At 44.6% G+C, this 25,132-nt stretch carries 23 protein-coding genes; 18 read left to right on the top strand and 5 right to left on the bottom strand.

What is annotated here, in order from left to right:
- Window positions 1–3,000, top strand: a complete 3,000-nt coding sequence (locus VIB_RS16510) for a response regulator (RefSeq protein ID WP_004397553.1) — start codon at window positions 1–3, stop codon at window positions 2,998–3,000.
- Between the two features lie 82 nt (window positions 3,001–3,082).
- On the opposite strand, the gene mnmE is transcribed toward VIB_RS16510, so the two are convergent.
- The 5 genes from mnmE to rpmH all read right to left on the bottom strand — a co-directional run bounded on the left by mnmE (window position 3,083) and on the right by rpmH (window position 6,895).
- Window positions 3,083–4,444: a tRNA uridine-5-carboxymethylaminomethyl(34) synthesis GTPase MnmE gene (gene mnmE, locus VIB_RS16505; protein ID WP_004397552.1), complete on the bottom strand. Its 1,362-nt coding sequence runs from the start codon at window positions 4,442–4,444 to the stop codon at window positions 3,083–3,085.
- 94 nt (window positions 4,445–4,538) lie between these two features.
- Entirely contained in the window at window positions 4,539–6,161 is a 1,623-nt protein-coding gene (gene yidC / locus VIB_RS16500; protein ID WP_004397551.1) for a membrane protein insertase YidC, read from the bottom strand.
- Between the two features lie 2 nt (window positions 6,162–6,163).
- Window positions 6,164–6,421, bottom strand: coding sequence for a membrane protein insertion efficiency factor YidD (gene yidD / locus VIB_RS17525; protein ID WP_072670255.1), 258 nt, complete (start codon window positions 6,419–6,421; stop codon window positions 6,164–6,166).
- Window positions 6,388–6,711, bottom strand: coding sequence for a ribonuclease P protein component (rnpA, locus tag VIB_RS16495; RefSeq protein WP_233268204.1), 324 nt, complete (start codon window positions 6,709–6,711; stop codon window positions 6,388–6,390). The genes yidD and rnpA overlap by 34 nt, the downstream gene beginning before the upstream one ends.
- A gap of 46 nt (window positions 6,712–6,757) precedes the next feature.
- On the bottom strand, window positions 6,758–6,895 hold the full coding sequence (gene rpmH, locus VIB_RS16490) for a 50S ribosomal protein L34 (protein ID WP_004397549.1): 138 nt from the start codon (window positions 6,893–6,895) through the stop codon (window positions 6,758–6,760).
- Between the two features lie 590 nt (window positions 6,896–7,485).
- Here rpmH and dnaA point away from each other — a divergent pair.
- The 17 genes from dnaA (at window position 7,486) to atpG (ending at window position 25,131) form a co-directional block, all read left to right on the top strand.
- Window positions 7,486–8,892 carry a chromosomal replication initiator protein DnaA gene (gene dnaA / locus VIB_RS16485; protein WP_040905784.1) on the top strand — a complete coding sequence of 469 codons (1,407 nt, stop codon included), beginning with the start codon at window positions 7,486–7,488 and terminating at the stop codon, window positions 8,890–8,892.
- A 68-nt stretch (window positions 8,893–8,960) separates the two neighbouring features.
- Window positions 8,961–10,061, top strand: a complete 1,101-nt coding sequence (gene dnaN, locus VIB_RS16480) for a DNA polymerase III subunit beta (RefSeq protein WP_040905782.1) — start codon at window positions 8,961–8,963, stop codon at window positions 10,059–10,061.
- 21 nt (window positions 10,062–10,082) lie between these two features.
- Window positions 10,083–11,162, top strand: coding sequence for a DNA replication/repair protein RecF (recF, locus tag VIB_RS16475; protein ID WP_004397546.1), 1,080 nt, complete (start codon window positions 10,083–10,085; stop codon window positions 11,160–11,162).
- A gap of 18 nt (window positions 11,163–11,180) precedes the next feature.
- Window positions 11,181–13,598 (top strand): DNA topoisomerase (ATP-hydrolyzing) subunit B, encoded by a 2,418-nt coding sequence (gene gyrB, locus VIB_RS16470; RefSeq protein WP_040905780.1) that lies wholly within the window; start codon window positions 11,181–11,183, stop codon window positions 13,596–13,598.
- Between the two features lie 379 nt (window positions 13,599–13,977).
- Window positions 13,978–14,403 carry a GreA/GreB family elongation factor gene (locus VIB_RS16465; RefSeq protein WP_040905777.1) on the top strand — a complete coding sequence of 142 codons (426 nt, stop codon included), beginning with the start codon at window positions 13,978–13,980 and terminating at the stop codon, window positions 14,401–14,403.
- A gap of 403 nt (window positions 14,404–14,806) precedes the next feature.
- Entirely contained in the window at window positions 14,807–15,241 is a 435-nt protein-coding gene (locus VIB_RS16460) for an Hsp20 family protein (protein ID WP_004397543.1), read from the top strand.
- A gap of 474 nt (window positions 15,242–15,715) precedes the next feature.
- Window positions 15,716–17,611: a tRNA uridine-5-carboxymethylaminomethyl(34) synthesis enzyme MnmG gene (gene mnmG, locus VIB_RS16455; protein WP_004397542.1), complete on the top strand. Its 1,896-nt coding sequence runs from the start codon at window positions 15,716–15,718 to the stop codon at window positions 17,609–17,611.
- The gene (rsmG, locus tag VIB_RS16450) at window positions 17,611–18,243 is read left to right on the top strand and encodes a 16S rRNA (guanine(527)-N(7))-methyltransferase RsmG (protein WP_004397541.1); all 633 of its coding nucleotides are present in this window, start codon (window positions 17,611–17,613) and stop codon (window positions 18,241–18,243) included. Before mnmG ends, rsmG begins: the two co-directional genes overlap by 1 nt.
- Before the next feature lie 14 nt (window positions 18,244–18,257).
- Window positions 18,258–19,031 carry a ParA family protein gene (locus tag VIB_RS16445; protein WP_004397540.1) on the top strand — a complete coding sequence of 258 codons (774 nt, stop codon included), beginning with the start codon at window positions 18,258–18,260 and terminating at the stop codon, window positions 19,029–19,031.
- Window positions 19,032–19,053: 22 nt separating this feature from the next.
- The gene (locus VIB_RS16440; protein WP_004397539.1) at window positions 19,054–19,947 is read left to right on the top strand and encodes a ParB/RepB/Spo0J family partition protein; all 894 of its coding nucleotides are present in this window, start codon (window positions 19,054–19,056) and stop codon (window positions 19,945–19,947) included.
- Window positions 19,948–20,105: 158 nt separating this feature from the next.
- Complete coding sequence (locus VIB_RS16435; RefSeq protein ID WP_040905775.1) at window positions 20,106–20,510, top strand: ATP synthase subunit I; 405 nt, start codon at window positions 20,106–20,108, stop codon at window positions 20,508–20,510.
- The gene (gene atpB / locus VIB_RS16430) at window positions 20,503–21,327 is read left to right on the top strand and encodes a F0F1 ATP synthase subunit A (RefSeq protein ID WP_004397537.1); all 825 of its coding nucleotides are present in this window, start codon (window positions 20,503–20,505) and stop codon (window positions 21,325–21,327) included. The genes VIB_RS16435 and atpB overlap by 8 nt, the downstream gene beginning before the upstream one ends.
- A 27-nt stretch (window positions 21,328–21,354) precedes the next feature.
- Complete coding sequence (gene atpE, locus VIB_RS16425; protein ID WP_040905771.1) at window positions 21,355–21,585, top strand: F0F1 ATP synthase subunit C; 231 nt, start codon at window positions 21,355–21,357, stop codon at window positions 21,583–21,585.
- A 70-nt stretch (window positions 21,586–21,655) separates the two neighbouring features.
- Window positions 21,656–22,126 (top strand): F0F1 ATP synthase subunit B, encoded by a 471-nt coding sequence (gene atpF / locus VIB_RS16420; protein WP_004397535.1) that lies wholly within the window; start codon window positions 21,656–21,658, stop codon window positions 22,124–22,126.
- A gap of 14 nt (window positions 22,127–22,140) precedes the next feature.
- On the top strand, window positions 22,141–22,671 hold the full coding sequence (locus VIB_RS16415) for a F0F1 ATP synthase subunit delta (RefSeq protein WP_004397534.1): 531 nt from the start codon (window positions 22,141–22,143) through the stop codon (window positions 22,669–22,671).
- A 17-nt stretch (window positions 22,672–22,688) separates the two neighbouring features.
- On the top strand, window positions 22,689–24,230 hold the full coding sequence (atpA, locus tag VIB_RS16410) for a F0F1 ATP synthase subunit alpha (protein WP_004397533.1): 1,542 nt from the start codon (window positions 22,689–22,691) through the stop codon (window positions 24,228–24,230).
- 34 nt (window positions 24,231–24,264) lie between these two features.
- Window positions 24,265–25,131 carry a F0F1 ATP synthase subunit gamma gene (atpG, locus tag VIB_RS16405; RefSeq protein ID WP_004397532.1) on the top strand — a complete coding sequence of 289 codons (867 nt, stop codon included), beginning with the start codon at window positions 24,265–24,267 and terminating at the stop codon, window positions 25,129–25,131.
- The last annotated feature ends 1 nt before the right edge of the window (window position 25,132 follow it).

Here is a 25,132-nt window from a genome sequence, read left to right as displayed (position 1 = left end):
ATGCTACGAGTGCCATTAAGTCTGCGGATTATTCTCCTCGTGATCATCACCAGTACCGTATTGGTCTGTGGCTTGCTGATAACCGTCTATAAACTGATGATCAATGATTACCAAGCGTTAGTGATGGAGCGCGAGAGTGCCAAAATAGATCGCCTAGTGTCAGAGCTTGAACTCTCTCAACAACAACGCTTACTCGGATTAGAAGGCTTGGCGAGCCGTGTATTAAACCAAGAAGGGCAATTATACCCTCCATCGATACTACAAGCTTTACTGCAAAAGCCCTCTGTCGCTCGCCATCTGTTTCCTGATGGAATACTCATTTTTGATGCCCAGGCAACATTAATTGCCGAAAGTGATTATGTGCCTGGTCGCCTTGGAACCAACTATGCCGACAGACCACACTTTCAACGCGCCAAGCAGACTCAGCAACCCGTCATCTCAGAACCTATACTAGGTCGTCGAACTGGCCTGCCGTTAATTTCCTATATACATCCTTTGGTCACCAGCGAGGGAGAGATTTTAGGCTACCTTGGCGGCAGTTTAGATCTATCTAAAACACCGCTGCTCAATAAACAGGTAGCCACTAATGATTCCGCTAACTTAATCACCATCATTATTGATCCGACACATCGCTTATTTGTGTCAATGCAACAACCCTTTGATAAGCCTGAGCCTTTGCCTGCAGAAGGCGTCAATCCTTTGGTTGATGCTGCTGTATCTCTCAGTCCAGCAGGCACCTTAGTTAATTATCAACAACAGCGCTATCTACAGATCAATCGATCGCTACAAGAACTCGGCTGGGTCGTGTTACGCGCCATCCCTTACACCGAGGCAATGGCTCCCGCACAAACCTCTTTTCATCGCTTATTATTAATCACTCTCATCGCCACAAGCTGTATAGGATTAGCGGGGATCGGCTTGGCACACAGCATCACCAAACCGATTGAAAAAATGACTCGACGCATTGATCAAATGGCGGATAGTGGCCGCTTTGACGGTAACTTCCTAGAACAAGGAGGTCCTGAAGTTTGCGCATTAGCGAGGGCGATGAACCGCCTTGCGGAACAACGAAAAACGGCAGAAATTGCCTTATCTCAAGCCGAGCGCTTTTTAGCGACCGTATTAGATGCGGCCAGCGAGATTTCAATTATTGCGACCAACAAGCATGGGCTTATCACCGCGTTTAATACTGGTGCGGAACATTTACTTGGTTACAGCAAGCACGAGATGATTGGCAAACAGACCCCGGCGAGCTTACACCTTGAAGAGGAAGTCGCCGCACGTTCAGTAGAACTGACTGCACTCCTTGGTTATCCTGTTGAAGGTTTTAGAGTATTTGTTGATATTGCAGAACAAGAAAATCACGAGAAACGAGAGTGGACCTATGTGCACAAAAATGGCCGCCATATTCCGGTATCGCTGATCGTCACCACCATGCGTAATGAGGCTGGTGAAATAACCGGCTACCTTGGTATCGCAGAAGATATCACTGAATACAAACGTATGAATAAAATGAAAAGTGAGTTTATCTCAACCGTCAGCCATGAATTAAGAACCCCCCTTACCTCTATTTCTGGCGCGCTCGGTTTGATTATCGGTAGTCGTTTTGAAGAACTACCGGACAAAACTCAAAAACTACTCAAGACTGCCCATCGCAATAATCAACGTTTGTCCCATTTGATTAATGATTTACTCGATATTGAAAAAATTGCTGCCGGTAAACTGCATTTCGACATGCGCTTGCACGAGTTAACGCTATTGGTCGAACAAGCAATAGAAACCAACCAACACTATGGCAGCAGTCGCGATGTCTCAATCCGCTTAATCTGTGACGCGAACACAGTTTTGGTTCATGTCGATAGTCAACGTTTGCTGCAAGTGTTGGCTAATTTATTATCCAATGCGATTAAATTTTCATCCGATCATGGTCAAGTAATTGTTGAGGTCACTACCGATAACGGTAAAGCGATCGTCAGCGTTATTGACCAAGGCCCGGGCATTAACCAAGCGTTTCGTGAACGTATTTTCCAACGTTTTGCTCAAGCCGATTCCTCTGATACTCGAGCAAAAGAAGGCACAGGACTTGGACTAGCCATTTCACGTGAGCTGATTGAGCGCATGGGTGGACAAATTGATTTTGAATCTACGATGGGTAAAGGCTCGCGATTTTTCTTTGTATTGCCCTTAGTTTCACCACTATGTACGCTCAAATCTGATTCAAATAATGACGACACCCATCCGCCAACAGGACGTATTTTGGTGGTAGAAGATAATGTTGATGTGGCGAAACTGTTGGCCATCATGTTAAGCGATGCTGGGTATCAGGTTGATATCTGCTACAACGGCGCTGATGCACTGCAAGCCATACACAGCCGAACTTACGATCTGATTAGTTTAGATCTGATGCTTCCTGATATCAGCGGATTAGCGATCATCCGTCAACTTCGCCAGCAAACCACCACGGCCACCACGGCCACCATCCCGATTGTGGTTGTCTCTGCCACCATTGAGCAAGGACGCTTAGCGCTTAATGGTGATGGCGGTGGTATCGAGTGGCTCTCTAAACCCATTGATCAACAGCAACTGATTCATTTAGTCCAACAGCAGCTTTCCTTAACATCGCCCTATCAGCCACACGTGCTGCATGTTGAAGATGATTCTGACTTACATGAAGTCATTCGTGAGATGGCGGGAGATTCAGCACGTTTTGAACTTGCATCAACCCTTGCACAAGCTCGTCTAAAGCTACAACAAGCGTCTTTTGATGTCCTATTATTAGACCTTAACCTTCCTGACGGCTCTGGCTGGGAGCTACTTTCTGAGGCAAAGCTACTCCAACCTGAAATAAAAATCGTCATTCTTTCTGGCAAACCAGTCACTCAGCATCAGCATGATCAAGTTGAAGCTGTGTTACTCAAATCACGCTTATCGACCACAACCTTACTTGAAGGGATCCACTCTCGCATCAAAACCTATCGCTCTCAGCAAGAGGTGAACTAGCCAAAATGACGAAAAAAGCCCAAGCGGATCACGCGTGGGCTTTATTTCTCATGACAAGCAAAAATAGAGCGGATTATCCACTCTATTTGCCAATACAAAACGAAGAGAAAATGCGTCCAAGGAGATCATCAGAGCTGAACTCGCCGGTGATCTCATTTAAGTGCTGCTGAGCAATGCGTAACTCTTCGGCAAGAATCTCACCGGCCATGTAGCCTTCGAGTTGCTGTTGACCAATAGCTAAGTGTTCTGCGGCACGCTCTAACGCATCAAGATGGCGACGACGCGCCATAAAACCGCCCTCTTGATTACCGGTAAAGCCCATGCACTCTTTCAAATGCGTGCGTAGCGCTTCGACGCCTTGGCCGGTTTTGGCGGAAAGACGAATCAAAGTTGGTTGGCTAGCGTGACAGACACCCAGTGTTTCACCGGTTTGATCAACTTTATTACGGATCACCGTCATCCCCATTTGATCGGGTAGACGGTCAACAAAGTCCGGCCAAATATCCTTTGGATCGGTTGCTTCAGTCGTCGTGCCATCGACCATAAATAAAACGCGGTCAGCTTGTTTGATCTCTTCCCACGCACGCTCGATACCAATTTTTTCTACTTCATCAGAGGCATCACGTAAACCTGCGGTATCAATGATGTGCAGCGGCATACCATCAATATGAATGTGTTCACGCAATACATCACGCGTGGTACCAGCAATGTCGGTCACAATCGCCGAGTCTTTACCCGATAACGCATTTAACAGGCTCGATTTACCGGCATTAGGGCGACCGGCTATCACTACCTTCATCCCTTCACGCATAATCGCACCTTGGTTGGCTTCTTGACGAACCGCAGCCAGATTATCAATGATGGCTTGTAAATCAGCAGAAACTTTACCATCCGCCAGAAAATCAATTTCTTCTTCCGGGAAATCAATCGCCGCTTCAACGTAAATACGTAAATGTATCAGTGATTCAACTAGAGTATTAATTCGTTTAGAAAATTGTCCTTGCAGCGATTGAAGGGCGGATTTTGCCGCTTGTTCTGAACTGGCGTCAATTAAGTCCGCAATCGCTTCCGCTTGGGTTAAATCTAACTTATCGTTCAAAAACGCTCGCTCAGAAAACTCGCCAGGGCGCGCTGGACGAAGACCAGGAATCGCTAAGATACGCTTGATCAACATGTCCATTACCACGGGGCCGCCATGACCTTGTAGCTCAAGGACATCTTCACCGGTAAAGGAGTGAGGATTTGGGAAATACAGCGCGATGCCTTGGTCTAGTTCAGCGCCATCAGCATCTTTGAAAGGCAAATACTTCGCATAACGAGGCTTAAGGTCCATTCCGGTTACTTGCTTGGCCACGAAAGCGGCTTGTGGGCCAGAAACACGAATGATGCCAACGCCGCCTCGCCCAGGAGCGGTAGCTTGCGCGACAATGGTATCGGTGGTCATACTATTACCTACTTAACGATCGATGAGTGATTATTGTAATCAGCAGCGAACAAAAAGGCGACCAAAAGGTCGCCTTCATTAACTCAATCGCCTATTACTTAGAGTGCAAACCGCGCTTCTCTAGTGAACGGTAAATCAACGTTTGTTGAATTAACGTTACGATATTCGATACCAACCAGTAAAGCACTAAGCCTGATGGGAAGAACAGGAAGAAGAAGGTAAACATCACCGGCATGAAGGTCATGATCTTCTGCTGCATAGGGTCAGTAATGGTATTCGGACTCATTTTCTGAATCAGGAACATACTGGCACCCATCAGCAATGGCAAGATGTAGTATGGGTCTTGCGCTGATAAGTCATGAATCCAACCAAAGAATGGTGAATGACGCAGTTCAACCGACTCCATTAATGCCCAGTATAAAGCAATGAAGATCGGCATCTGTAGCAAGATAGGTAGACAGCCACCCAGAGGGTTGACTTTCTCTTTCTTGTACAATTCCATCATTTCTTGGCTCATACGCTGACGATCATCGCCAATACGCTCACGCATAGCTTGTAGCTTAGGCTGTAGCATACGCATTTTGGCCATTGACGTGTATTGCGCTTTGGTCAGTGGGTACATGGCACCACGAACGATAAAGGTCAAACAGATAATCGCCACACCCCAATTGCCGACAAAGCTCTGAATAAATGACAGCAAAGTATGCAGCGGCTTAGCAATAAACCATAACCAACCGTAGTCGACCACTAAGTCTAGATTAGGAGCGGTAGCGGCCATGTCATTTTGCAATTTAGGGCCAACCCATAAGGTCGCCGTAAACTGAGTCGCATCACCATCAGCAATAGTTTTGTTTGGCATGCGCACACCAATATCACCAACGTTACCAATCACACGAGAATACAGATTGGTACCAGGTTCATTGCGAGGAATCCATGCGCTAGCAAAGTAATGCTGGATCATCGCTGCCCACCCCTGACCATTCGGTAAAGGTAGTGACAAGTTACGATCTTGCATATCTTTGAAGCTGAATTTTTTATAACGTGTATCTTCGGTAGAGTAAGCGCCACCACGATAAGTCGGCATCGCTAAACTGCCGCCTGAATCAAGTAAGGTTTGACGCAAATGCGCATACATACCTAACGTCGCGTTATTACCAGAACGGTTGATCACATCAAACGTAACATCAACGGCATAATCACCACGTCTAACAATGAAGGTTTTCACGTACTCAATGCCATTCGCTTGATAGGTCATAGGAATACGCAGTTCCTGCTCACCATCTGCTAACGCAAAATGATCACCATCAACGTGATAAACCGGACGATGATTGCTACTCAAATCGATACCTTGCGGCCCAATCAAACCACTTTGAGCGATAAATAAGTGATTAGGGTCATTTCTTAACAAAGTAAATGGCGTCGATGAATTAAGTTCATCAGCGTACTGATTGAGCAAAGCATGAATAATATCCCCACCAACGGTATCAATTGACAGAGTCAAAACATCCGTGGTGACCGTCACGGTTTGTGCAGCAGCACGATGTTGCTCAGGAGCAGGATCAAATTCATCTGCAAATGAAGGTGCTGGGGCCGTGGTGCTGGTTTGAGCCTGCTCAATCACTTGTGGGGCTGGGTTCTTTGCTGCTTGCCATTGCTGGAAAAGTAAAAAAGAAACAAGCGCCAAAGCAATTAACAGGATATTACGTTGAGAATCCATCGTTATTTGTCTCTGTCTGGTTTTTTGACTGGTGGAATGGGGTCATATCCCCCTTCGTTCAAAGGGTGGCATTTTAATAGACGTTTGCCAGATAACCAACACCCTTTTATAAAACCGTGAGCTCTCAATGCTTCTATCGCATAATTTGAGCAAGTCGGCGTAAACCGGCAACGAGGGCCGATAAGCGGACTGATGATCCATTGGTAAAGTTTAACTAAACCAATAGTCAACCACGTGAAGGGCGAGATAGGCGATGCCATAACTTGTCGAATAAAGTAAACAGTTCTTCATTGCTTAAATCTTGCGCGGTTTTCTTCGCGATCACAACAAAATCTTTGTTAGCAAGTTTATGTTGATGGAGACGAAAACTTTCACGAGCAATACGTTTAAAGCGATTACGACCCACAGCCGTTTTAATTTGCTTCTTTGGGACAGCTAATCCTAAACGAGGATGAGAAAGGTTATTATCGCGAGCAATGATGGTAAAGTGAGGAGAGCCAGCACGATGCGCTTGCTGGAAGACTTTTTGATAATGCTCGGGAGTTAACAGACGTAACTCCCGATTGAACGCGTACGTATTCAAAATAATTCAGTGATTATTTTGACAGGCGCTTACGGCCTTTTGCACGACGTGCATTGATTACTTTACGACCGTTCGCAGTCGCCATGCGTGCACGGAAACCGTGGCTACGCTTGCGCTTTAGAACTGAAGGTTGAAAAGTGCGTTTAGACATTATTATTACCTTTACTGATCAGTAGTGTTAGGTTCTTAAGTTAACCCGGCGTGGGATATGTGTCTTCGTAAAGACGCCGACGCCTCTCAACAAAGAGGCGGAATTGTAATCACAGTCACAAAAAGTGTCAATGACTTGGGGTGGCGAAGTGTTACTCATTTTTCAATAAGTCATTTACCTCCCCATTCTTTCCGGTCGGGCGATTATACGGAGTATCAATGAAATCTCAAGGATCCTCGTTCGATCTTCACGCTTTTTTACTTAATCTGCCTTTTTCCACAGACTCAACGACGGATCAACATCTCATCTGATGCACATCTTATACCGGGTTAACCATAGCTTATTGGCGATTAATACAAAATAAGATAGTAAAAATCACTATTGGGGATAACTTAGCAAGATCTTAGTATATGTGGATCATAATGGGGGTAATTAGCTTGATCCCTGTGAGGATCTTCGTAAATATCCCCTGAACCTTGTGTATAACTTCGATCTTATTCAAGAGTTTATCGATCAATCACTGGCGATCTAAGTTATCAACAGGTAGAATCACCTTCTTTATTAGCCATTAATTTTAGAGTGAGGGAACCGTGTCATCTTCGCTTTGGTTGCAGTGTTTGCAACAGCTTCAAGAAGAGCTACCAGCCACAGAATTCAGTATGTGGGTTCGTCCGTTACAAGCGGAGCTCAATGACAATACTCTCACTTTGTTCGCCCCAAACCGCTTTGTGCTCGATTGGGTACGTGATAAATACATAAACAATATCAACAGGTTACTTAGAGAACATTGCGGGCATAATGCACCCAGCTTACGATTTGAAGTCGGCAGTCGACGAGTAATTGCGTCCGCTCCTGTCGCCCCAATCCGAACCGCAGCGGATGTTGCTGCCGAATCCTCTGCCCCAGCGCAATTAGCTCAGCGCAGACCGGTTCATAAAACATGGGATGACGATTCTGCCGCTAGCGATATCAATCATCGCTCTAATGTAAACCCGAAACATAAGTTTAATAATTTTGTTGAAGGTAAATCGAACCAACTCGGTCTTGCCGCCGCGCGTCAAGTGGCCGATAACCCAGGTGCAGCTTATAACCCATTGTTTTTATATGGGGGAACAGGCTTAGGTAAAACTCACCTATTGCACGCGGTTGGTAATGCGATTGTCGATAACAAACCCAATGCGAAAGTGGTCTACATGCACTCTGAGCGTTTTGTGCAAGATATGGTTAAAGCGCTGCAAAATAACGCCATTGAAGAATTTAAACGTTACTATCGTAGCGTCGATGCTTTATTGATCGATGACATTCAATTTTTTGCCAACAAAGAACGTTCTCAAGAAGAGTTTTTCCACACCTTCAACGCATTGCTTGAAGGTAATCAACAGATCATTTTAACATCGGATCGTTATCCCAAAGAGATCAACGGGGTAGAAGATCGTCTGAAGTCTCGTTTCGGGTGGGGATTAACCGTTGCGATTGAGCCTCCGGAATTAGAAACTCGCGTAGCCATATTAATGACCAAAGCGGAAGATCATCAAATTCATCTTCCTGATGAAGTGGCGTTCTTTATTGCTAAACGCTTACGTTCTAATGTGCGTGAATTGGAAGGAGCACTTAACCGAGTGATCGCCAATGCGAATTTTACCGGTCGACCGATCACGATTGATTTTGTTCGTGAAGCACTCCGTGATCTGCTTGCTTTACAAGAAAAGCTGGTCACGATTGATAACATTCAAAAAACCGTTGCTGAATACTACAAAATCAAAGTTGCTGATTTGTTATCTAAACGCCGCTCTCGTTCTGTGGCCCGTCCTCGCCAGCTAGCTATGGCGCTTTCGAAAGAGTTGACCAACCATAGCCTACCAGAAATTGGCGATGCATTTGGTGGTAGAGACCATACTACGGTGCTGCATGCTTGCCGAAAAATCGAACAATTGCGTGAAGAAAGTCACGACATAAAAGAAGATTATTCCAATTTAATTCGTACCCTTTCTTCATAAGTTTTTACGCTATATTGAACGCTTATTAGGTACCGTTTTATTCCATATCGTTAGGTTAAGATCTCACTATGAAATTTACCATTGAACGTAGTCACTTTATTAAACCCCTGCAACAGGTCTCCGGTACATTAGGTGGACGAGCTGCGTTACCCATTCTAAGTCATTTATTATTAAAGATTGAAGATAACCAACTCTCGATCACCGCAACCGACTTAGAAGTGGAATTGATCAGTCGAGTTACCTTGGAAGGGGACTTTGAAGCAGGCAGTATTACCGTTCCAGCGCGTAAATTTTTGGATATCTGTCGAGGTTTACCGGACAGTGCGGTGATCACCGTGCTGCTTGAAGGAGACCGCATTTCGATTCGCTCAGGTCGCAGCCGTTTTTCACTGGCAACCCTACCAGCCAATGACTTCCCAAATATTGAAGATTGGCAGAGCGATATCGATATTACTGTCACTCAAGCCGAATTACGGGGCCTGATTGAGAAAACTCAGTTTTCTATGGCTAACCAAGATGTGCGTTATTATCTGAATGGAATGATGTTTGAAATCGATGCTTCGACCTTACGTGCCGTAGCAACTGATGGCCATCGTATGGCTGTCGCTCAAACGACCGTCTCTCAAGCGTTGGCAAACAAACAAATTATCTTCCCTCGTAAAGGTATTTTAGAGCTTGTAAAATTGCTTGATGCGCCAGAACAACCGGTTGTGTTGCAAATTGGAGCGTCAAATCTACGTGCAGAAGTCAACCAATTTGTCTTTACATCTAAGCTCGTTGACGGCCGTTTCCCTGATTATCGCCGAGTTTTACCGCAAAATACTAATAAGACACTAATCACTGGCTGCGATGAATTACGCCAGGCTTTCTCACGCGCGGCGATTTTATCTAATGAAAAGTTTCGTGGCGTGCGGGTTAACCTTGCTGAAGGAACGATGCGCATTACCGCCAATAACCCAGAGCAAGAAGAAGCCGAAGAGATGCTCGATGTGAGCTTTACTGGTGAGGCAATTGAGATTGGTTTTAACGTCAGTTACGTGATTGATGTGCTCAATACCTTGCGCTGTGACCAAGTCCGCATCTCAATGTCAGATGCGAATGCCAGTGCATTAATCGAAAATGTTGAGGACGACAGTGCCATGTACGTGGTGATGCCAATCCGTCTTTAATTGACAGATAAAGAACATAGCATGCCATTAACGCGCTTAGTCGTTCAGCAGTTTCGTAACATTAAAGCCTGTGATATGACCCTGTCATCAGGCTTTAATTTTCTTATTGGTCCAAATGGCAGCGGTAAAACCAGTGTACTAGAAGCTATCTATTTATTGGGCCATGGTCGCTCATTTAAGAGCTCATTAACTGGAAGAGTGATCCAAAATGAGTGCTCAGAACTGTTTGTTCATGGCCGTTTTTTGAACTCGGATCAATTTGAGCTACCGATTGGCATTAATAAGCAGCGAGATGGCTCAACAGAGGTTAAAATAGGCGGTCAATCAGGACAAAAGTTAGCTCAGCTGGCGCAAGTCCTACCATTGCAGTTAATTCATCCTGAAGGATTTGAACTACTAACCGATGGACCGAAACAGCGTCGAGCCTTTATTGATTGGGGGGTTTTTCATTCTCAACCCGCTTTTTTTGATGCTTGGGGACGATTTAAACGCTTAAATAAACAGCGTAATGCGCTGCTTAAAACCGCCAAAAGCTATCGCGAGATCAGCTATTGGGATCAAGAATTAGCTCAGCTTGCCGAGCAGATAGATCAATGGCGGCAGATCTATGTCGAGCACATGAAAAAAGTGGCCGAAGCATTGTGCCAAAGCTTCTTACCCGAATTTTCGATCAGCTTAACCTACTATCGAGGTTGGGATAAACAAACGCCTTATAAAGAGATATTGCAAAACAACTTTGCCCGTGACCAATTGTTGGGTTACACCTTCAGCGGTCCAAACAAAGCGGATTTGAAAATAAAAGTGAATGGAACACCTGTAGAAGATGTTCTATCACGCGGCCAGCTTAAGTTGATGGTCTGCGCCCTGCGCGTAGCACAAGGTCAACATTTAACCGAGCTGACCGGGAAGCAATGCATTTATCTGATTGATGATTTTGCTTCCGAACTCGATAGCCAACGTCGTCAGCGTCTAGCAGACTGCTTAAAAGCGACGGGGGCTCAAGTTTTTGTAAGTTCTATTACTGAAAGCCAAGTCACCGACATGATCGAGCCGAATAGCAAGATGTTTCATGTCGAACATGGCACAATAGAGCAAGGATAACTACTGAGAGAGTCACTCATGTCGAATAATTACGATTCATCGAGTATTAAGGTACTGAAGGGTCTAGACGCGGTACGTAAGCGTCCAGGAATGTACATCGGCGACACCGATGATGGCACCGGTCTTCACCACATGGTTTTTGAGGTGGTGGATAACTCAATAGATGAAGCGTTAGCGGGTCACTGTAAAGATATCGTCGTGACAATTCATGAAGATAACTCGGTATCGGTCAGCGATGATGGCCGTGGTATCCCAACGGAATTACATACCGAAGAAAACGTCTCTGCTGCAGAAGTTATCATGACCGTATTGCACGCTGGGGGTAAGTTTGATGATAACTCCTACAAAGTATCCGGTGGCTTGCACGGCGTTGGGGTTTCTGTCGTCAACGCGTTGTCTGAAAAAGTTTTGTTAACCATCTATCGTGGTGGCAAAATTCACACTCAAACCTATCGTCATGGCGTACCTCAAGCCCCCTTAGCGGTGGTTGGTGATACCGAACGTACTGGTACTACACTGCGCTTTTGGCCGAGTGCCGAGACGTTTACCAACATTGAATTCCATTATGACATTCTAGCTAAACGCCTGCGTGAGCTGTCTTTTTTAAACTCAGGCGTCTCGATTCGTCTACAAGATGAGCGTGAAGCGGATAAACACGATCACTTTATGTATGAAGGGGGGATTCGAGCGTTCGTTACCCACCTCAATCGCAATAAAACGCCGATTCATGACAAAGTATTCCACTTCAATCATGACCGTGAAGATGGCACCAGCGTTGAAGTCGCAATGCAATGGAATGATGGTTTCCAAGAAAACATCTACTGCTTTACCAATAATATCCCACAGCGTGATGGCGGGACTCACTTAGCCGGATTCCGCGCTGCACTGACTCGAACGCTTAACACCTATATGGAAAAAGAAGGCTACAGCAAAAAAGCCAAAACCGCGACGTCTGGCGATGATGCTCGTGAAGGCTTAACAGCCGTCGTTTCTGTTAAAGTTCCAGATCCTAAGTTCTCCAGCCAAACCAAAGACAAATTGGTGTCTTCTGAAGTGAAGGCGGCGGTTGAGTCAGCGATGGGTGAAAAGCTCAATGAGTTTTTAGCAGAGCATCCTTCTGAAGCGAAAATGGTGTGTAGTAAAATTATTGATGCCGCTCGAGCTCGCGAAGCGGCACGTAAAGCGCGTGAAATGACGCGTCGTAAAGGCGCACTCGACCTTGCAGGTTTGCCAGGCAAACTTGCTGATTGCCAAGAGAAAGATCCAGCACTGTCTGAACTGTATATTGTCGAGGGAGATTCAGCGGGCGGCTCTGCAAAGCAGGGACGTAACCGTAAGAATCAAGCCATTTTGCCGCTCAAAGGTAAAATCCTTAACGTAGAAAAAGCTCGTTTTGATAAAATGCTCTCGTCACAAGAGGTTGCGACACTGATCACCGCACTGGGCTGTGGTATTGGCCGCGATGAATATAACCCAGACAAACTGCGTTATCATAATATCATTATCATGACCGATGCTGACGTCGATGGTTCGCACATCCGAACGCTATTATTGACCTTCTTCTATCGTCAAATGCCAGAATTGATCGAACGTGGCTACATCTATATTGCTCAGCCACCGCTGTATAAAGTCAAAAAAGGCAAACAAGAGCAGTACATCAAAGATGAAGATGCCATGACGCAATATCAAATTGCTTTAGCGCTCGATAATGCCTCTTTGCATGTGAATGCCGATGCGCCAGCGTTAGCGGGTGAACCACTAGAGAAACTGGTGCTGCAATACAATGCAGCGATGAAATTAGTGGAAAGAATGAGCCGCCGTTATCCACTGGCGATGCTCAATGAATTTACCTATATGCCACGTTTAACCGAGCAACAATGCCAAGATAGCAGTGCGGTAGAAGCATGGACCGAACGTTTGGTCACTCAATTGAACGCCAAAGAAGTCGGTGCAAGTCAGTATCACTTTGCGATTGAGCATAATCCAGAGCTCGGTGTTTATTCACCGAAAATTATCGTCCGTACCCATGGGGTTACGTACGATTACCTACTCAGTGTTGATCTGCTTAATTCTAAAGAATACAACCGATTGGCGGATCTTTTTGATTCGCTCGATGGGCTTCTAGAAGAGGGGGCATACATTCAACGTGGCGAGCGTACCCAAGTGGTTTCCAGTTTCACCGCCGCCCTTGACTGGCTCATTAAAGAATCACGTCGTGGTTTAGCAATCCAACGTTATAAAGGTTTGGGAGAAATGAACCCAGATCAACTTTGGGAAACCACCATGGATCCTGAGTCACGTCGCATGATGCAAGTCACCATTGAAGATGCCGTCGGTGCTGATGAGCTATTTACCACATTGATGGGCGATCAAGTAGAGCCTCGTCGTGCCTTTATTGAGAACAACGCATTAAGAGTAGCAAACTTAGACGTGTAGTTTTTCATAACATCGTGTTCTCTCACGCAGTGCTTCGGCACTGCGTTTTTGTTTATATAAACAGCAAAAATAACCATTTTATTCTCTTATTTCGATAAAACTGGCCTTTAGCCCTAGTATCAATCTTACCCTTACCATTTTCTGTTCTTTAATGACTAAAAACGCCATTTTCTCTGGTCGAGCGCTTTTGCTTTCTTTTTTTAACTCGCTATAGTCAACAGACTTCATGATATAGCCCAATAGTCACTAGCCGTGACAGGGAATCACATAACATTTGCAGGAGGAATAGTGATGGCATTTCTGGTTTAGACCGAGAGCAAACTTGCTCTCGGGAGACACTTAACGGCTGTCTTGTTATCAGGAGTGAGGAGAAATCACTATGCTTTACCGCTTTTATCGATCATGGCTACAAACGTTACGCATGTGGTGGCTAACCAGTGGGTTTATCACCTACCAATCCCCTTTGCTCCTCATTCAATTGTTCGAACGACAAGAGCAGCAAAATACCCCGCATTGCCCTCGCTCCACCAGCATTCGCTTAGGAGATACCGTACACCTATTGGATGTAGCCACCAATAGTCCTTTTAAAATCAAGCTGGTTGCAGATCATCGTTGTGATCATACCGTGGGCTATATTGCGATCGATTCCTACTTAGGAGCCGCACTGTTTGGCCGAACTGAGCAAGAAGTAATTAGTCTGCTACTGCTCGGACAACGACACTCTTTTGTTATCACCCAAGTTACCCGTCAGTCATACCAACCTCGACGTACATCTGTACCATGTGGTTGTTTACTTTGTCAGTAAATGAAGGAGATCTCACTCATGAGTAAAAAAGACCTGAAGAAACCTCAATTAAGCTTAAAAGAAAAGCGTAAATTGAAACAAGAAAAAGCCTCGGAAAACGGAGTAGAAAAAGCACGTAAAAGTCGCGGCAAGTAACGTTTTCTTAGCTAATTGATTATCCCTGAGCCTAATCATTCGATTAGGCTTTTTCAAAAAAAATCGATACGCGACTCTTGAAAGTCCAACGACCGACCTTATATAAAGTAGTGAAGAGGATGCCGCAAGGGCCTCAACTTGGATTGGCGTTACGCTCACTGAGGTAAGCCCGTCCATCAACATTAATCTTGATGAGCTTAGTTGTTAACAATAAGCCTCATCCTTAACGAAACTCGTTAAGACTATTGCTTACTAAGAGGATAGCATTATGAGAACTGTCGATTTTACTCCTTTATACCGCAACGCGATTGGCTTTGACCGTCTATTGAATATGATGGAAGCAAACAGTAACAAAAATACTCAAGGGGGTTATCCTCCTTATAATATCGAGCAACAAGAAGACAATAAATACCGTATCACAATGGCGGTTGCTGGCTTTGCAGAGCAAGAACTCGATATTACTCAACAAGAAAATACCTTAATTGTTCGCGGTGAGCGTCAGCAAGAAGACAACCGCAATTATATCTATCAAGGTATTGCTGAACGTAATTTTGAACGTAAATTCCAATTAGCGGACTACGTAAAAGTGATGGGAGCAGGGCTTGAAAACGGTTTATTGCATATCGACTTAGAACGAGAAATACCACAAGCTATGCAACCGCGTAAGATTGCTATTAATCAACATCTATTAGAAAATCAGTAATCCCTACTCTCAAAAACAACAAAAAAAGCGGCTTCGGCCGCTTTTTTTGTTTTTCACTCTTCATACCCATCACTTTTTATCCCTATTAACCTGGTTGACTCTCCAATCACCTGTGGATAAGTAAGTCTTTATACGGTGATTAACCTATAGTTATTCTTTTTAAACCGAAGATCTTTTTTATGCCTGTGCATAAAACCTTTTTTTGATCCCAGCTAATACGCGATTTGATCAGTGTCTGAACACATGATCTGATCGCTAACATGATCATGATCTTGTTGATCATTTCCCGCTTATCCACAGAGATCATCTTGCGTAATAATAGATCTAATAAAAGATCTTTCTATAGATCTTTCTTTATATTATTAAATAACGCGTGAAGTAAAAAACTCGAAAAGCGATTTTCTCTGCTTAGGAAAGAAGGTAGAATACGTCTCTTTTGTTTATCCCTATCTCAATAAATACCTGAGGTCGTTCATGCTTTATCACGAAACATTTGACGTCATTGTGGTTGGTGGCGGTCACGCAGGAACGGAAGCCGCACTCGCAGCCGCTCGTACAGGACAGCGTACGTTACTTCTGACTCATAATATCGATACTTTAGGCCAGATGTCCTGCAATCCCGCTATCGGCGGAATTGGTAAAGGCCACTTAGTCAAAGAAGTGGATGCGATGGGTGGTTTAATGGCACAAGCCATTGACCATGCAGGTATTCAATTTAGAACCTTAAATGCTTCTAAAGGTCCAGCGGTTCGTGCGACTCGAGCGCAGGCGGATCGTGCGCTTTATAAAGCTTATGTTCGTCATGCATTAGAAAATATGCCGAATTTAACCCTGTTTCAGCAAGCGGCCGACGACTTGATCGTTGAACAAGATCATGTGCGTGGTGTTGTCACGCAAATGGGCCTTAAGTTTCACGCTAAATCGGTGGTATTGACGGTAGGGACTTTCCTTGGTGGCAAGATCCACATAGGATTAGAAAACTTTTCAGGCGGTCGAGCTGGGGATCCTCCTTCGATCGCTTTGGCTCATCGTTTGCGTGAACTGCCATTCCGCGTCGATCGTTTAAAAACGGGAACCCCCCCACGAATTGATGCACGTAGTGTTGATTTCTCCCAGCTAGAAGCACAACACGGCGATAATCCAACACCCGTTTTTTCATTCATGGGCAAGCGTGAGCAACATCCACGTCAAATTCCTTGTTTTATTACCCACACCAATGAAAAAACCCATGATGTGATTCGTAATAACTTGGATCGTAGCCCGATGTATGCCGGAGTTATCGAAGGGATTGGTCCGCGTTATTGCCCATCCATTGAAGATAAAGTGATGCGCTTTTCAGATAAGAACAGCCACCAAATTTTTATTGAGCCTGAAGGACTAACAACAACCGAGCTCTACCCTAATGGTATCTCGACCAGTTTGCCGTTTGATGTCCAAGTACAAATTGTGCGCTCGATGCAGGGCTTCGAAAATGCGCATATTGTTCGACCTGGTTATGCGATTGAATATGACTTCTTTGACCCAAGAGATCTAAAACAGACTTACGAGACCAAGTTTATTAACGGCTTGTTCTTTGCTGGACAAATCAATGGTACCACCGGCTATGAAGAAGCGGCCGCTCAAGGCTTAATGGCAGGTTTAAATGCCAGCTTGTACAGTCAAGACAAAGAAGGCTGGAGTCCGCGCCGCGATCAAGCTTATATGGGCGTATTGATCGATGATCTTTCAACCATGGGCACCAAAGAACCTTATCGTATGTTCACTTCTCGCGCTGAATACCGTTTGTTGCTGCGCGAAGATAACGCCGATCTCCGTCTCACAGAAAAAGCTTATCAACTGGGTTTAGTTTGTGAACAGCGTTGGGCTCGTTTTAATCAAAAAGTCGAACATATGCAGCAAGAACGTCAGCGTTTAAAAGAAACTTGGATTAATCCAACGTCTACAGATGCTGAGGCGTTGAACGCATTATTGAAAACCCCTATTTCGCGAGAAGCGAATGGGGAAGATTTGTTGCGTCGTCCTGAAATGACCTATCAACAGGTGACGTCTATCGCGACGTTTTCTCCAGCGATTGAAGATAGTGAAGCGGCGGAACAAGTTGAGATTCAAGTTAAATACGAAGGTTATATTCAGCGTCAGCGAGATGAGATAGAAAAATCGCTGCGTCATGAACATACCAAGTTGCCAGCAGATTTGGATTATCAGCAAGTCAAAGGCTTATCGAATGAAGTTGTACTTAAATTAAACGCGGCGAAGCCAGAAACATTAGGGATTGCATCGCGTATATCAGGGATAACTCCTGCCGCAATCTCGATTTTATTAGTACACCTGAAAAAGCAAGGTCTCTTGAAAAAAGGAGAGGCTGCGTAATGAACCTATTACGAAGTAAACTCGATGCATTGATTGCACAAACGGATTTGGTCGTTTCCGATCAGCAGCGTGAGCAACTGGTCGGTTACGTAGAGTTACTCAATAAGTGGAATAAAGCGTATAATCTAACTTCTGTACGCGATCCACAGGAAATGTTGGTTAAGCATATTCTCGATAGTATTGTGGTCAGCCCATATTTACAGGGGAAACGCTTTATTGATGTAGGTACGGGGCCTGGATTGCCGGGGATTCCTTTGGCGATCATGAACCCTGATAGACAGTTTGTGTTACTCGATAGCTTAGGCAAGCGGATTCGATTTATTAAGCAAGTTTTGCATGAGCTGAGAATCGATAATGTCACCGCACTGCAAAGTCGAGTCGAAGAGTTTAAGCCAGAGCACGGTTTTGATGGCGTACTCAGTCGTGCCTTTGCTTCCATGTTAGATATGGTAGAGTGGTGTCATCACTTACCTTGTGCTAAACAGGGGGTGTTTTTAGCCTTAAAGGGGCAACGTCCGCAAGAAGAGCTAAACTCTCTTCCTGAATGGTGCAGTGTGATCGACATCAAAGCTTTGAAAGTTCCGGAGTTGGAAGGTGAGCGTCATCTTGTAATCTTATCGCGCAAGGGATAATAGCGAGGCATACCGTGGGCAAAATCGTAGCGATCGCCAACCAGAAAGGTGGCGTAGGTAAAACAACAACGTGCATTAATTTAGCGGCTTCAATGGCGGCCACAAAACGTAAAGTTTTGGTGGTTGATCTTGACCCGCAAGGCAACGCAACGATGGCCAGTGGCGTGGATAAATACCAAGTCGATGCCACCGCTTATGAATTACTTGTCGAAGAAGCACCATTTGAACAAGTGGTGTGTAGAAAAACGTCGGGTTACTATGATTTGATTGCCGCGAATGGAGATGTCACCGCGGCCGAAATTAAGCTGATGGAAGTGTTTGCTCGAGAAGTACGTTTGAAAAATGCGTTGGCATTAGTTCGCGATAACTATGATTTCATCTTTATTGATTGCCCCCCTTCTTTAAACCTACTTACAATCAATGCGATGGCTGCCGCCGATTCGGTGTTGGTGCCCATGCAGTGTGAGTATTTTGCGTTAGAAGGGTTAACGGCTTTGATGGACACCATCAGTAAACTTGCCGCCGTCGTCAATGAGAATCTAAAGATCGAAGGATTATTACGAACCATGTATGATCCACGTAATCGACTCGCGAATGAAGTGTCTGATCAACTGAAAAAGCATTTTGGCAATAAAGTGTATCGCACGGTTATTCCACGTAACGTTCGGCTCGCTGAAGCCCCAAGTCATGGTAAACCAGCCATGTATTATGATAAGCATTCCGCGGGTTCTAAAGCTTACCTCGCTTTAGCGGGCGAAATGCTGCGTCGCGAAGAAATCCCTGCATAATACCGAAAAGGAACGCTCCGAGATGTCGAAACGTGGTTTAGGAAAAGGCTTAGATGCTTTACTGGCAACCAGCTCTATGGCGAGGGAAAAGCAACAAACCGCTTCACACAGCCAAGCGATGTCAACCGATGGCGAGTTAATCGAGTTATCGATTACTAGCCTGAAACCAGGCATTTATCAGCCTCGTAAGGATATGTCATCAGAAGCGCTGGAAGAGCTTGCTCTTTCTATTCAGTCACAAGGTATTATTCAACCTATCGTGGTTAGGCCGCTTGAGTTTGGTGGTTTTGAGATCATCGCGGGTGAGCGCCGTTGGCGTGCCGCTAAGCAGGCGGGTTTAAAACAAGTGCCTTGCTTGATCAAGCGGGTCGATGATCGTGCCGCGATCGCCATGGCGTTGATCGAAAATATCCAGCGTGAAGATCTGAATGCGATCGAAGAAGCTCAGGCACTAGAACGATTACAAGATGAGTTTAAGTTAACCCATCAGCAAGTGGCGGATGTGATCGGCAAATCGCGCACCACAGTAAGTAACTTACTGCGTTTAAATCAGTTGGATGATGCCGTTAAGCGTCTCGTTGAAAGTAAACAACTGGAAATGGGCCATGCTCGTAGCCTACTGGTTTTACCTATAGAGCAACAGCAGCCTTGTGCACAAGTAATGGTCGACAAGCAACTAACGGTACGTCAGGCTGAATCTTTAGTTAAACGTTGGTCTAGTGAGGCTCCTGCAGCTCCTGTTTCACCCGTCTTAGCGACGGAGGTTGAGCAGCAATTATCTGCACTTGCTGAACGGTTACAAAAAAAGATGGCGGTAAAGTTACAAGTCAATGGCAAAGGGCGTTTAACCATTGATTTTACAAATCAAGAACAATTGATCGAGCTATTGAAACAATTAGATACGATTGCATCATGAAAATCGGTCATAGAATATATTTTCTGCGGCTTGGCTCACCCGCTTTCAGTTGAGTTTTTACGATACCTATATATAATTTCGAAGCTTTTTTCACCGAGTTGCAATGTTTTATTAACGTACTGTAACTTGGCGAATAATACAGAAAACAGGTGCTTTTGATGTTTATAGCAACACAGAGTCAGCAAGCTAAGGCGGCATTTCGAGTTGTTCACCTTCAGCTGGTTTTTTTGTTGCTGATCGGAGGCATTACGTATATGTACTGGGGACCCGATGAAGCGCGTTTTATCTTAAAAGGTGGAGCGATTGCCCTCATCGGTAACTATGTCTATACACTGTTTGCCTTTCTCCCAAAACCAGATGCTGACGGTACTGTTATGCTCGGGTTTATTATGATGGGGTGGGCTTTAAAGCTGGTGTTAACCGTTATCATGTTTGTGCTGATTTTTAATCTCACTGATGTGCATCATCCTGGTGCCATGATGTCAGGTTATAAACTGACCATCTTGATGTTTTGGTTTGCACCTATACTACTTACCGCAAAAAATGGGAACCACCATGGCTGATACTCCGAAGGAATATATTCAGCACCACCTCACAAGCGCTCAAGTTTGTTTGGTTGATGGTAACATCACCACAAACTATGGCTGTGCGGATGCTGGATTTTGGACGTTAAACTGGGATGCGTTATTGTTCTCAGTGGGTCTAGGCGTGCTGTTTTTGTGGTTGTTTTATCGTGTTGGGAAAAATGCAACCACGGGAGTTCCTGGTAAATGGCAATGCTTTGTTGAAATGCTCGTTGAGCAGGTTGACGGCTTAGTCAAAGGAACTTTTCATGGCAAGGATAAGTTGGTCGCACCATTAGCATTAACCATTTTCGTCTGGATTTTCTTGATGAACTTAATGGACTTAGTGCCAGTGGATTATGTCCCTACAGCAATGACATTGGCTGGTGTCGAATATTTCAAGATTCTCCCTACGGTTAACTTGAATATCACCTTGGCAATGGCTATTGGGGTCATGATATTGGTAATTGCTTATTACATCAAATACCAAGGATTTAAGGGGTTTGTTAAGGCATTTACCCTACATCCAATTAACCATTGGGCGTTGATTCCTTTCAACTTAGTTCTTGAGACGGTGTCATTTTTGGCAAAACCGGTATCCCTTTCGCTACGTCTGTACGGTAACATGTACGCGGGTGAGCTGATCTTTGTTTTGATCGCAATCACTTACGGTGCTGGTTTCGTACTCGGTGGCTTAGGCGTTGTCGCGCATGTCATTTGGGCCATCTTCCATGTACTGGTTATTACTCTGCAAGCCTTTATTTTTATGATGTTGACGATAGTTTATCTCAGCATGGCAAGTAATGACTCTCATTAAACTCTTAATTTAAACAACCCAAGAAAACTGGAGACTTTTATTATGGAAACTTATTTCGTTGTTGCTCTACTACTAGGTATGTGTGCTCTAGCGACTGCTTTTGGCTTTGCTATCCTTGGTGGTAAATTCCTTGAATCTGTTGCTCGTCAACCAGAAATGGCCCCTGTACTACAAACTAACATGTTTATTATTGCTGGTCTGCTTGATGCGGTACCTATGATTGGTGTTGGTATCTCTATGTACATGCTGTTTGCATAACTTGTCCTTTTTGTGTCACCCAAACGCACAGATGATTGGGTAAACAGAAGCAAAATAAAGGAGAGTTAGTGTGAATATCAATGCAACTCTGTTGGGCCAAACCATCGCATTTTTAATCTTTGTTTGGTTCTGCATGAAGTATGTATGGCCTCCTTTGATGAGTGCCATAGAAGAGCGTCAGAAAACGATCGCTGATGGTTTAGCTTCTGCTGAGCGTGCTGATAAAGCCCTTAATCTGGCTAAAAGCAATGCTGCAGACCAGCTTAAAATTGCTAAAAAAGAGGCGCTAGTCATTATTGAGCAAGCGAACAAACGCAAAGCTCAAATTTTAGACGAAGCTCGTCAAGAAGCAGCGCACGAGCGTGAGCATATCTTGGCTCAAGGCCAAGCAGAACTAGAAGCGCAAATTTTGCGAGCTCGTAATGAGCTGCAAAAAGAAGTGTCTACTCTTGCTTTACTTGCCGCTGAGAAGATTGTTCAACGAACTGTCGATAAGGCAGCTAACCAAGACATACTTGATAGTATTTCTGCGAAGCTATAAAGGAGTGCATTTGTATGTCGGATTTGACAACGATTGCTCGTCCATACGCTAAGGCTGCATTCAGTTATGCCAGTGAACACAGTATGGTTGAACAGTGGTCAGCTATGCTCGAATTGGCAAAAACAATGTCGTTGGTACCTGAATTATCATCGGCCGCTTTTAGCTTACAATCGCAACAATTGTTGCAGGTGTATGCTGATGTAGCGGGTGAGCAGTTTGATCAACCCATGCTGAATTTTTTATTGGTGTTGATGGAAAATCGTCGCATAGCGGCGCTCGGTGATATATGTCAGCAGTTTCAAAAGTTTGCTACGGAATCTTCTGGTACTAAGGAAGTTGAAGTAGTGAGCTCTTATGAGTTAAGCGATGAACAGGTTGAAACTTTAACCAGTAACTTAGAAAAACGCTATGACTGTAAAGTAAAGCTGAATTGCCAAATTGACAGCAATCTTATTGGCGGAGCCGTTATTCGAGTAGAGGATAATATCCTTGACAGCTCGTTACTGGGTCGTATTAATCGTCTGAAAGACGTGATGAAGTCTTAATTAGGGGAATTGGAGCAATGCAACTTAATTCCACGGAAATCAGCGAAATCATCAGAAAGCGAATTGAAGGTTTCAACGTTGTTTCTGATGCTCGCAATGAAGGTACTATCGTATCAGTAAGCGATGGTATCATCCGTATTCACGGCCTAGCGGACGTGATGCAAGGTGAAATGATTGAACTGCCGGGCGGCAATTTTGCTCTCGCACTTAACCTTGAACGTGATTCGGTAGGTGCTGTTGTCATGGGCCCTTACACTGATCTCAGTGAGGGTATGAAAGTGACCAGTACTGGGCGTATTCTTGAAGTCCCAGTAGGTCCAGAGCTTTTGGGTCGAGTGGTGAACACTTTAGGTGTGCCAATTGATGGTAAAGGTCCGATTGACGCAAAATTAACTTCTCCAGTAGAAGTGATTGCCCCTGGGGTTATTGATCGTAAATCGGTCGATCAGCCTGTACAAACGGGTTATAAATCTGTTGATGCGATGATTCCTATCGGTCGTGGTCAGCGTGAGCTGATTATCGGTGACCGTCAGACGGGTAAAACCGCTTTGGCGATTGATGCGATCATTAACCAGAAAGATTCAGGTATCTATTCTATCTACGTAGCGATTGGCCAAAAAGCGTCAACCATTGCTAACGTTGTACGTAAATTGGAAGAGCATGGTGCATTGAAAAACACCATCGTTGTGGTCGCTTCTGCTTCTGAATCAGCAGCACTACAATATCTAGCGCCTTATTCTGGCTGTGCCATGGGTGAATACTTCCGTGACCGTGGTGAAGATGCACTGATTGTTTATGATGACTTATCAAAGCAAGCGGTGGCGTATCGTCAAATCTCGCTATTGTTGCGTCGTCCACCGGGTCGTGAAGCTTTCCCTGGTGACGTTTTTTACCTCCACTCTCGTCTCTTAGAGCGTGCGGCTCGTGTGAGTGAAGTGTATGTAGAACGTTTCACTAACGGTGAAGTGAAAGGTAAAACCGGTTCTTTAACGGCATTACCGATCATTGAAACCCAAGCAGGTGACGTTTCTGCTTTCGTACCAACCAACGTAATTTCGATTACCGATGGTCAGATCTTCCTACAAACTGAGTTATTTAATGCTGGGGTTCGTCCTGCGGTTGATCCAGGTATCTCTGTTTCTCGGGTAGGTGGTGCTGCACAGACAAAAATCATCAAAAAGCTTTCTGGTGGTATCCGTACTGCTCTGGCGGCTTATCGTGAACTTGCGGCATTTGCTCAGTTTGCTTCTGATCTGGATGAGGCGACGAAACGTCAGCTTAACCATGGTCAAAAAGTGACTGAATTGATGAAGCAAAAGCAGTATGCACCAATGTCAGTTTTTGATCAGGCGTTGGTTATTTTTGCTGCTGAGCGCGGTTACTTAAGCGATGTCGAATTGAATAAAGTGTTGGATTTTGAATCTGCACTTCTGTCGTATGCTCATTCTCAATATGCCGATTTAAAAACGGAAATTGACAAGACGGGTGCTTACAACGATGAAATTGAAGCTAAGTTGAAAAAGTTAGTGGAAGATTTTAAAGCAACTCAGACTTGGTAATTACAAGCCACATTGTAATTAACGGAGAGTAACGATGGCCAATACAAAAGAGATTCGCAGTAAGATTGGGAGTGTCAAAAGCACTCAAAAAATTACTAAAGCAATGGAAATGGTTGCGGCTTCTAAAATGCGTCGAACTCAAGATGCGATGGAAGGGCCTCGTCCATATTCAAAAACAATTCGTAAAGTCATTGGTCATTTAGCAAACGGTACTTTGGAGTTTACTCATCCTTACTTAGAAGAACGTGAAGCTAAACGTGTTGGGTATATCGTCGTATCCACCGATCGCGGTTTGTGTGGTGGTTTAAACATCAATATGTTTAAAAAAGCCGTTGCGCATATGAATGAATATTCTAGCCGTGGCACTGCGATTGAAATAGCGATGATTGGAAGTAAAGGTAGTTCTTATTTCCGAGGCATAGGGGCAAAAATTGTCGCTCAGAAAACCGGTATCGGTGATGAGCCACAATTAGATGATTTGATCGGTTCTATCAGCGTTATGCTGACTAAGTACAAAGAAGGTGAAATCGATCGTTTGTTCCTAGTGTACAACGAGTTTGTTAACTCGATGACTCAACAACCAAAGATGGAACAATTGTTACCTTTGCCGAAAACGCAAGAAGATGATTCAGGTCGCAAGCATGCTTGGAGTTACATGTTTGAGTCTGATCAGAATAAACTACTGAATACTTTGATGACTCGTTATATCGAAGCACAAGTATATCAATCCGTAGTGGAAAACTTAGCGTGTGAAATGTCTGCCCGAATGGTTGCGATGAGAGCAGCATCGGATAACGCAGGTAATCTGATTGATGATTTACAACTGGTGTATAACAAGGCTCGCCAAGCAGCCATCACCCAAGAATTGTCAGAGATTGTTAGCGGCGCAGCAGCGGTTTAAC

This window comes from Vibrio metschnikovii CIP 69.14 (assembly GCF_000176155.1).
In the GTDB taxonomy this organism is placed as follows: Bacteria; Pseudomonadota; Gammaproteobacteria; order Enterobacterales; family Vibrionaceae; genus Vibrio; species Vibrio metschnikovii.
Note: the sequence above shows the minus strand (reverse complement) of the source record. Positions and strands in the feature narration are given on the sequence as shown.

Bases quoted from the DNA above. Each gene is read 5' to 3' on its own strand.
- VIB_RS16510 (WP_004397553.1), top strand. From the start codon at position 1: ATGCTACGAGTGCCATTAAGTCTGCGGATTATTCTCCTCGTGATCATC.
- mnmE (WP_004397552.1), bottom strand. From the start codon at position 4,444: ATGACCACCGATACCATTGTCGCGCAAGCTACCGCTCCTGGGCGAGGC.
- yidC (WP_004397551.1), bottom strand. From the start codon at position 6,161: ATGGATTCTCAACGTAATATCCTGTTAATTGCTTTGGCGCTTGTTTCT.
- yidD (WP_072670255.1), bottom strand. From the start codon at position 6,421: ATGGCATCGCCTATCTCGCCCTTCACGTGGTTGACTATTGGTTTAGTT.
- rpmH (WP_004397549.1), bottom strand. From the start codon at position 6,895: ATGTCTAAACGCACTTTTCAACCTTCAGTTCTAAAGCGCAAGCGTAGC.
- dnaN (WP_040905782.1), top strand. From the start codon at position 8,961: ATGAAATTTACCATTGAACGTAGTCACTTTATTAAACCCCTGCAACAG.
- recF (WP_004397546.1), top strand. From the start codon at position 10,083: ATGCCATTAACGCGCTTAGTCGTTCAGCAGTTTCGTAACATTAAAGCC.
- gyrB (WP_040905780.1), top strand. From the start codon at position 11,181: ATGTCGAATAATTACGATTCATCGAGTATTAAGGTACTGAAGGGTCTA.
- VIB_RS16465 (WP_040905777.1), top strand. From the start codon at position 13,978: ATGCTTTACCGCTTTTATCGATCATGGCTACAAACGTTACGCATGTGG.
- VIB_RS16460 (WP_004397543.1), top strand. From the start codon at position 14,807: ATGAGAACTGTCGATTTTACTCCTTTATACCGCAACGCGATTGGCTTT.
- mnmG (WP_004397542.1), top strand. From the start codon at position 15,716: ATGCTTTATCACGAAACATTTGACGTCATTGTGGTTGGTGGCGGTCAC.
- rsmG (WP_004397541.1), top strand. From the start codon at position 17,611: ATGAACCTATTACGAAGTAAACTCGATGCATTGATTGCACAAACGGAT.
- VIB_RS16440 (WP_004397539.1), top strand. From the start codon at position 19,054: ATGTCGAAACGTGGTTTAGGAAAAGGCTTAGATGCTTTACTGGCAACC.
- VIB_RS16435 (WP_040905775.1), top strand. From the start codon at position 20,106: ATGTTTATAGCAACACAGAGTCAGCAAGCTAAGGCGGCATTTCGAGTT.
- atpB (WP_004397537.1), top strand. From the start codon at position 20,503: ATGGCTGATACTCCGAAGGAATATATTCAGCACCACCTCACAAGCGCT.
- VIB_RS16415 (WP_004397534.1), top strand. From the start codon at position 22,141: ATGTCGGATTTGACAACGATTGCTCGTCCATACGCTAAGGCTGCATTC.
- atpA (WP_004397533.1), top strand. From the start codon at position 22,689: ATGCAACTTAATTCCACGGAAATCAGCGAAATCATCAGAAAGCGAATT.
- atpG (WP_004397532.1), top strand. From the start codon at position 24,265: ATGGCCAATACAAAAGAGATTCGCAGTAAGATTGGGAGTGTCAAAAGC.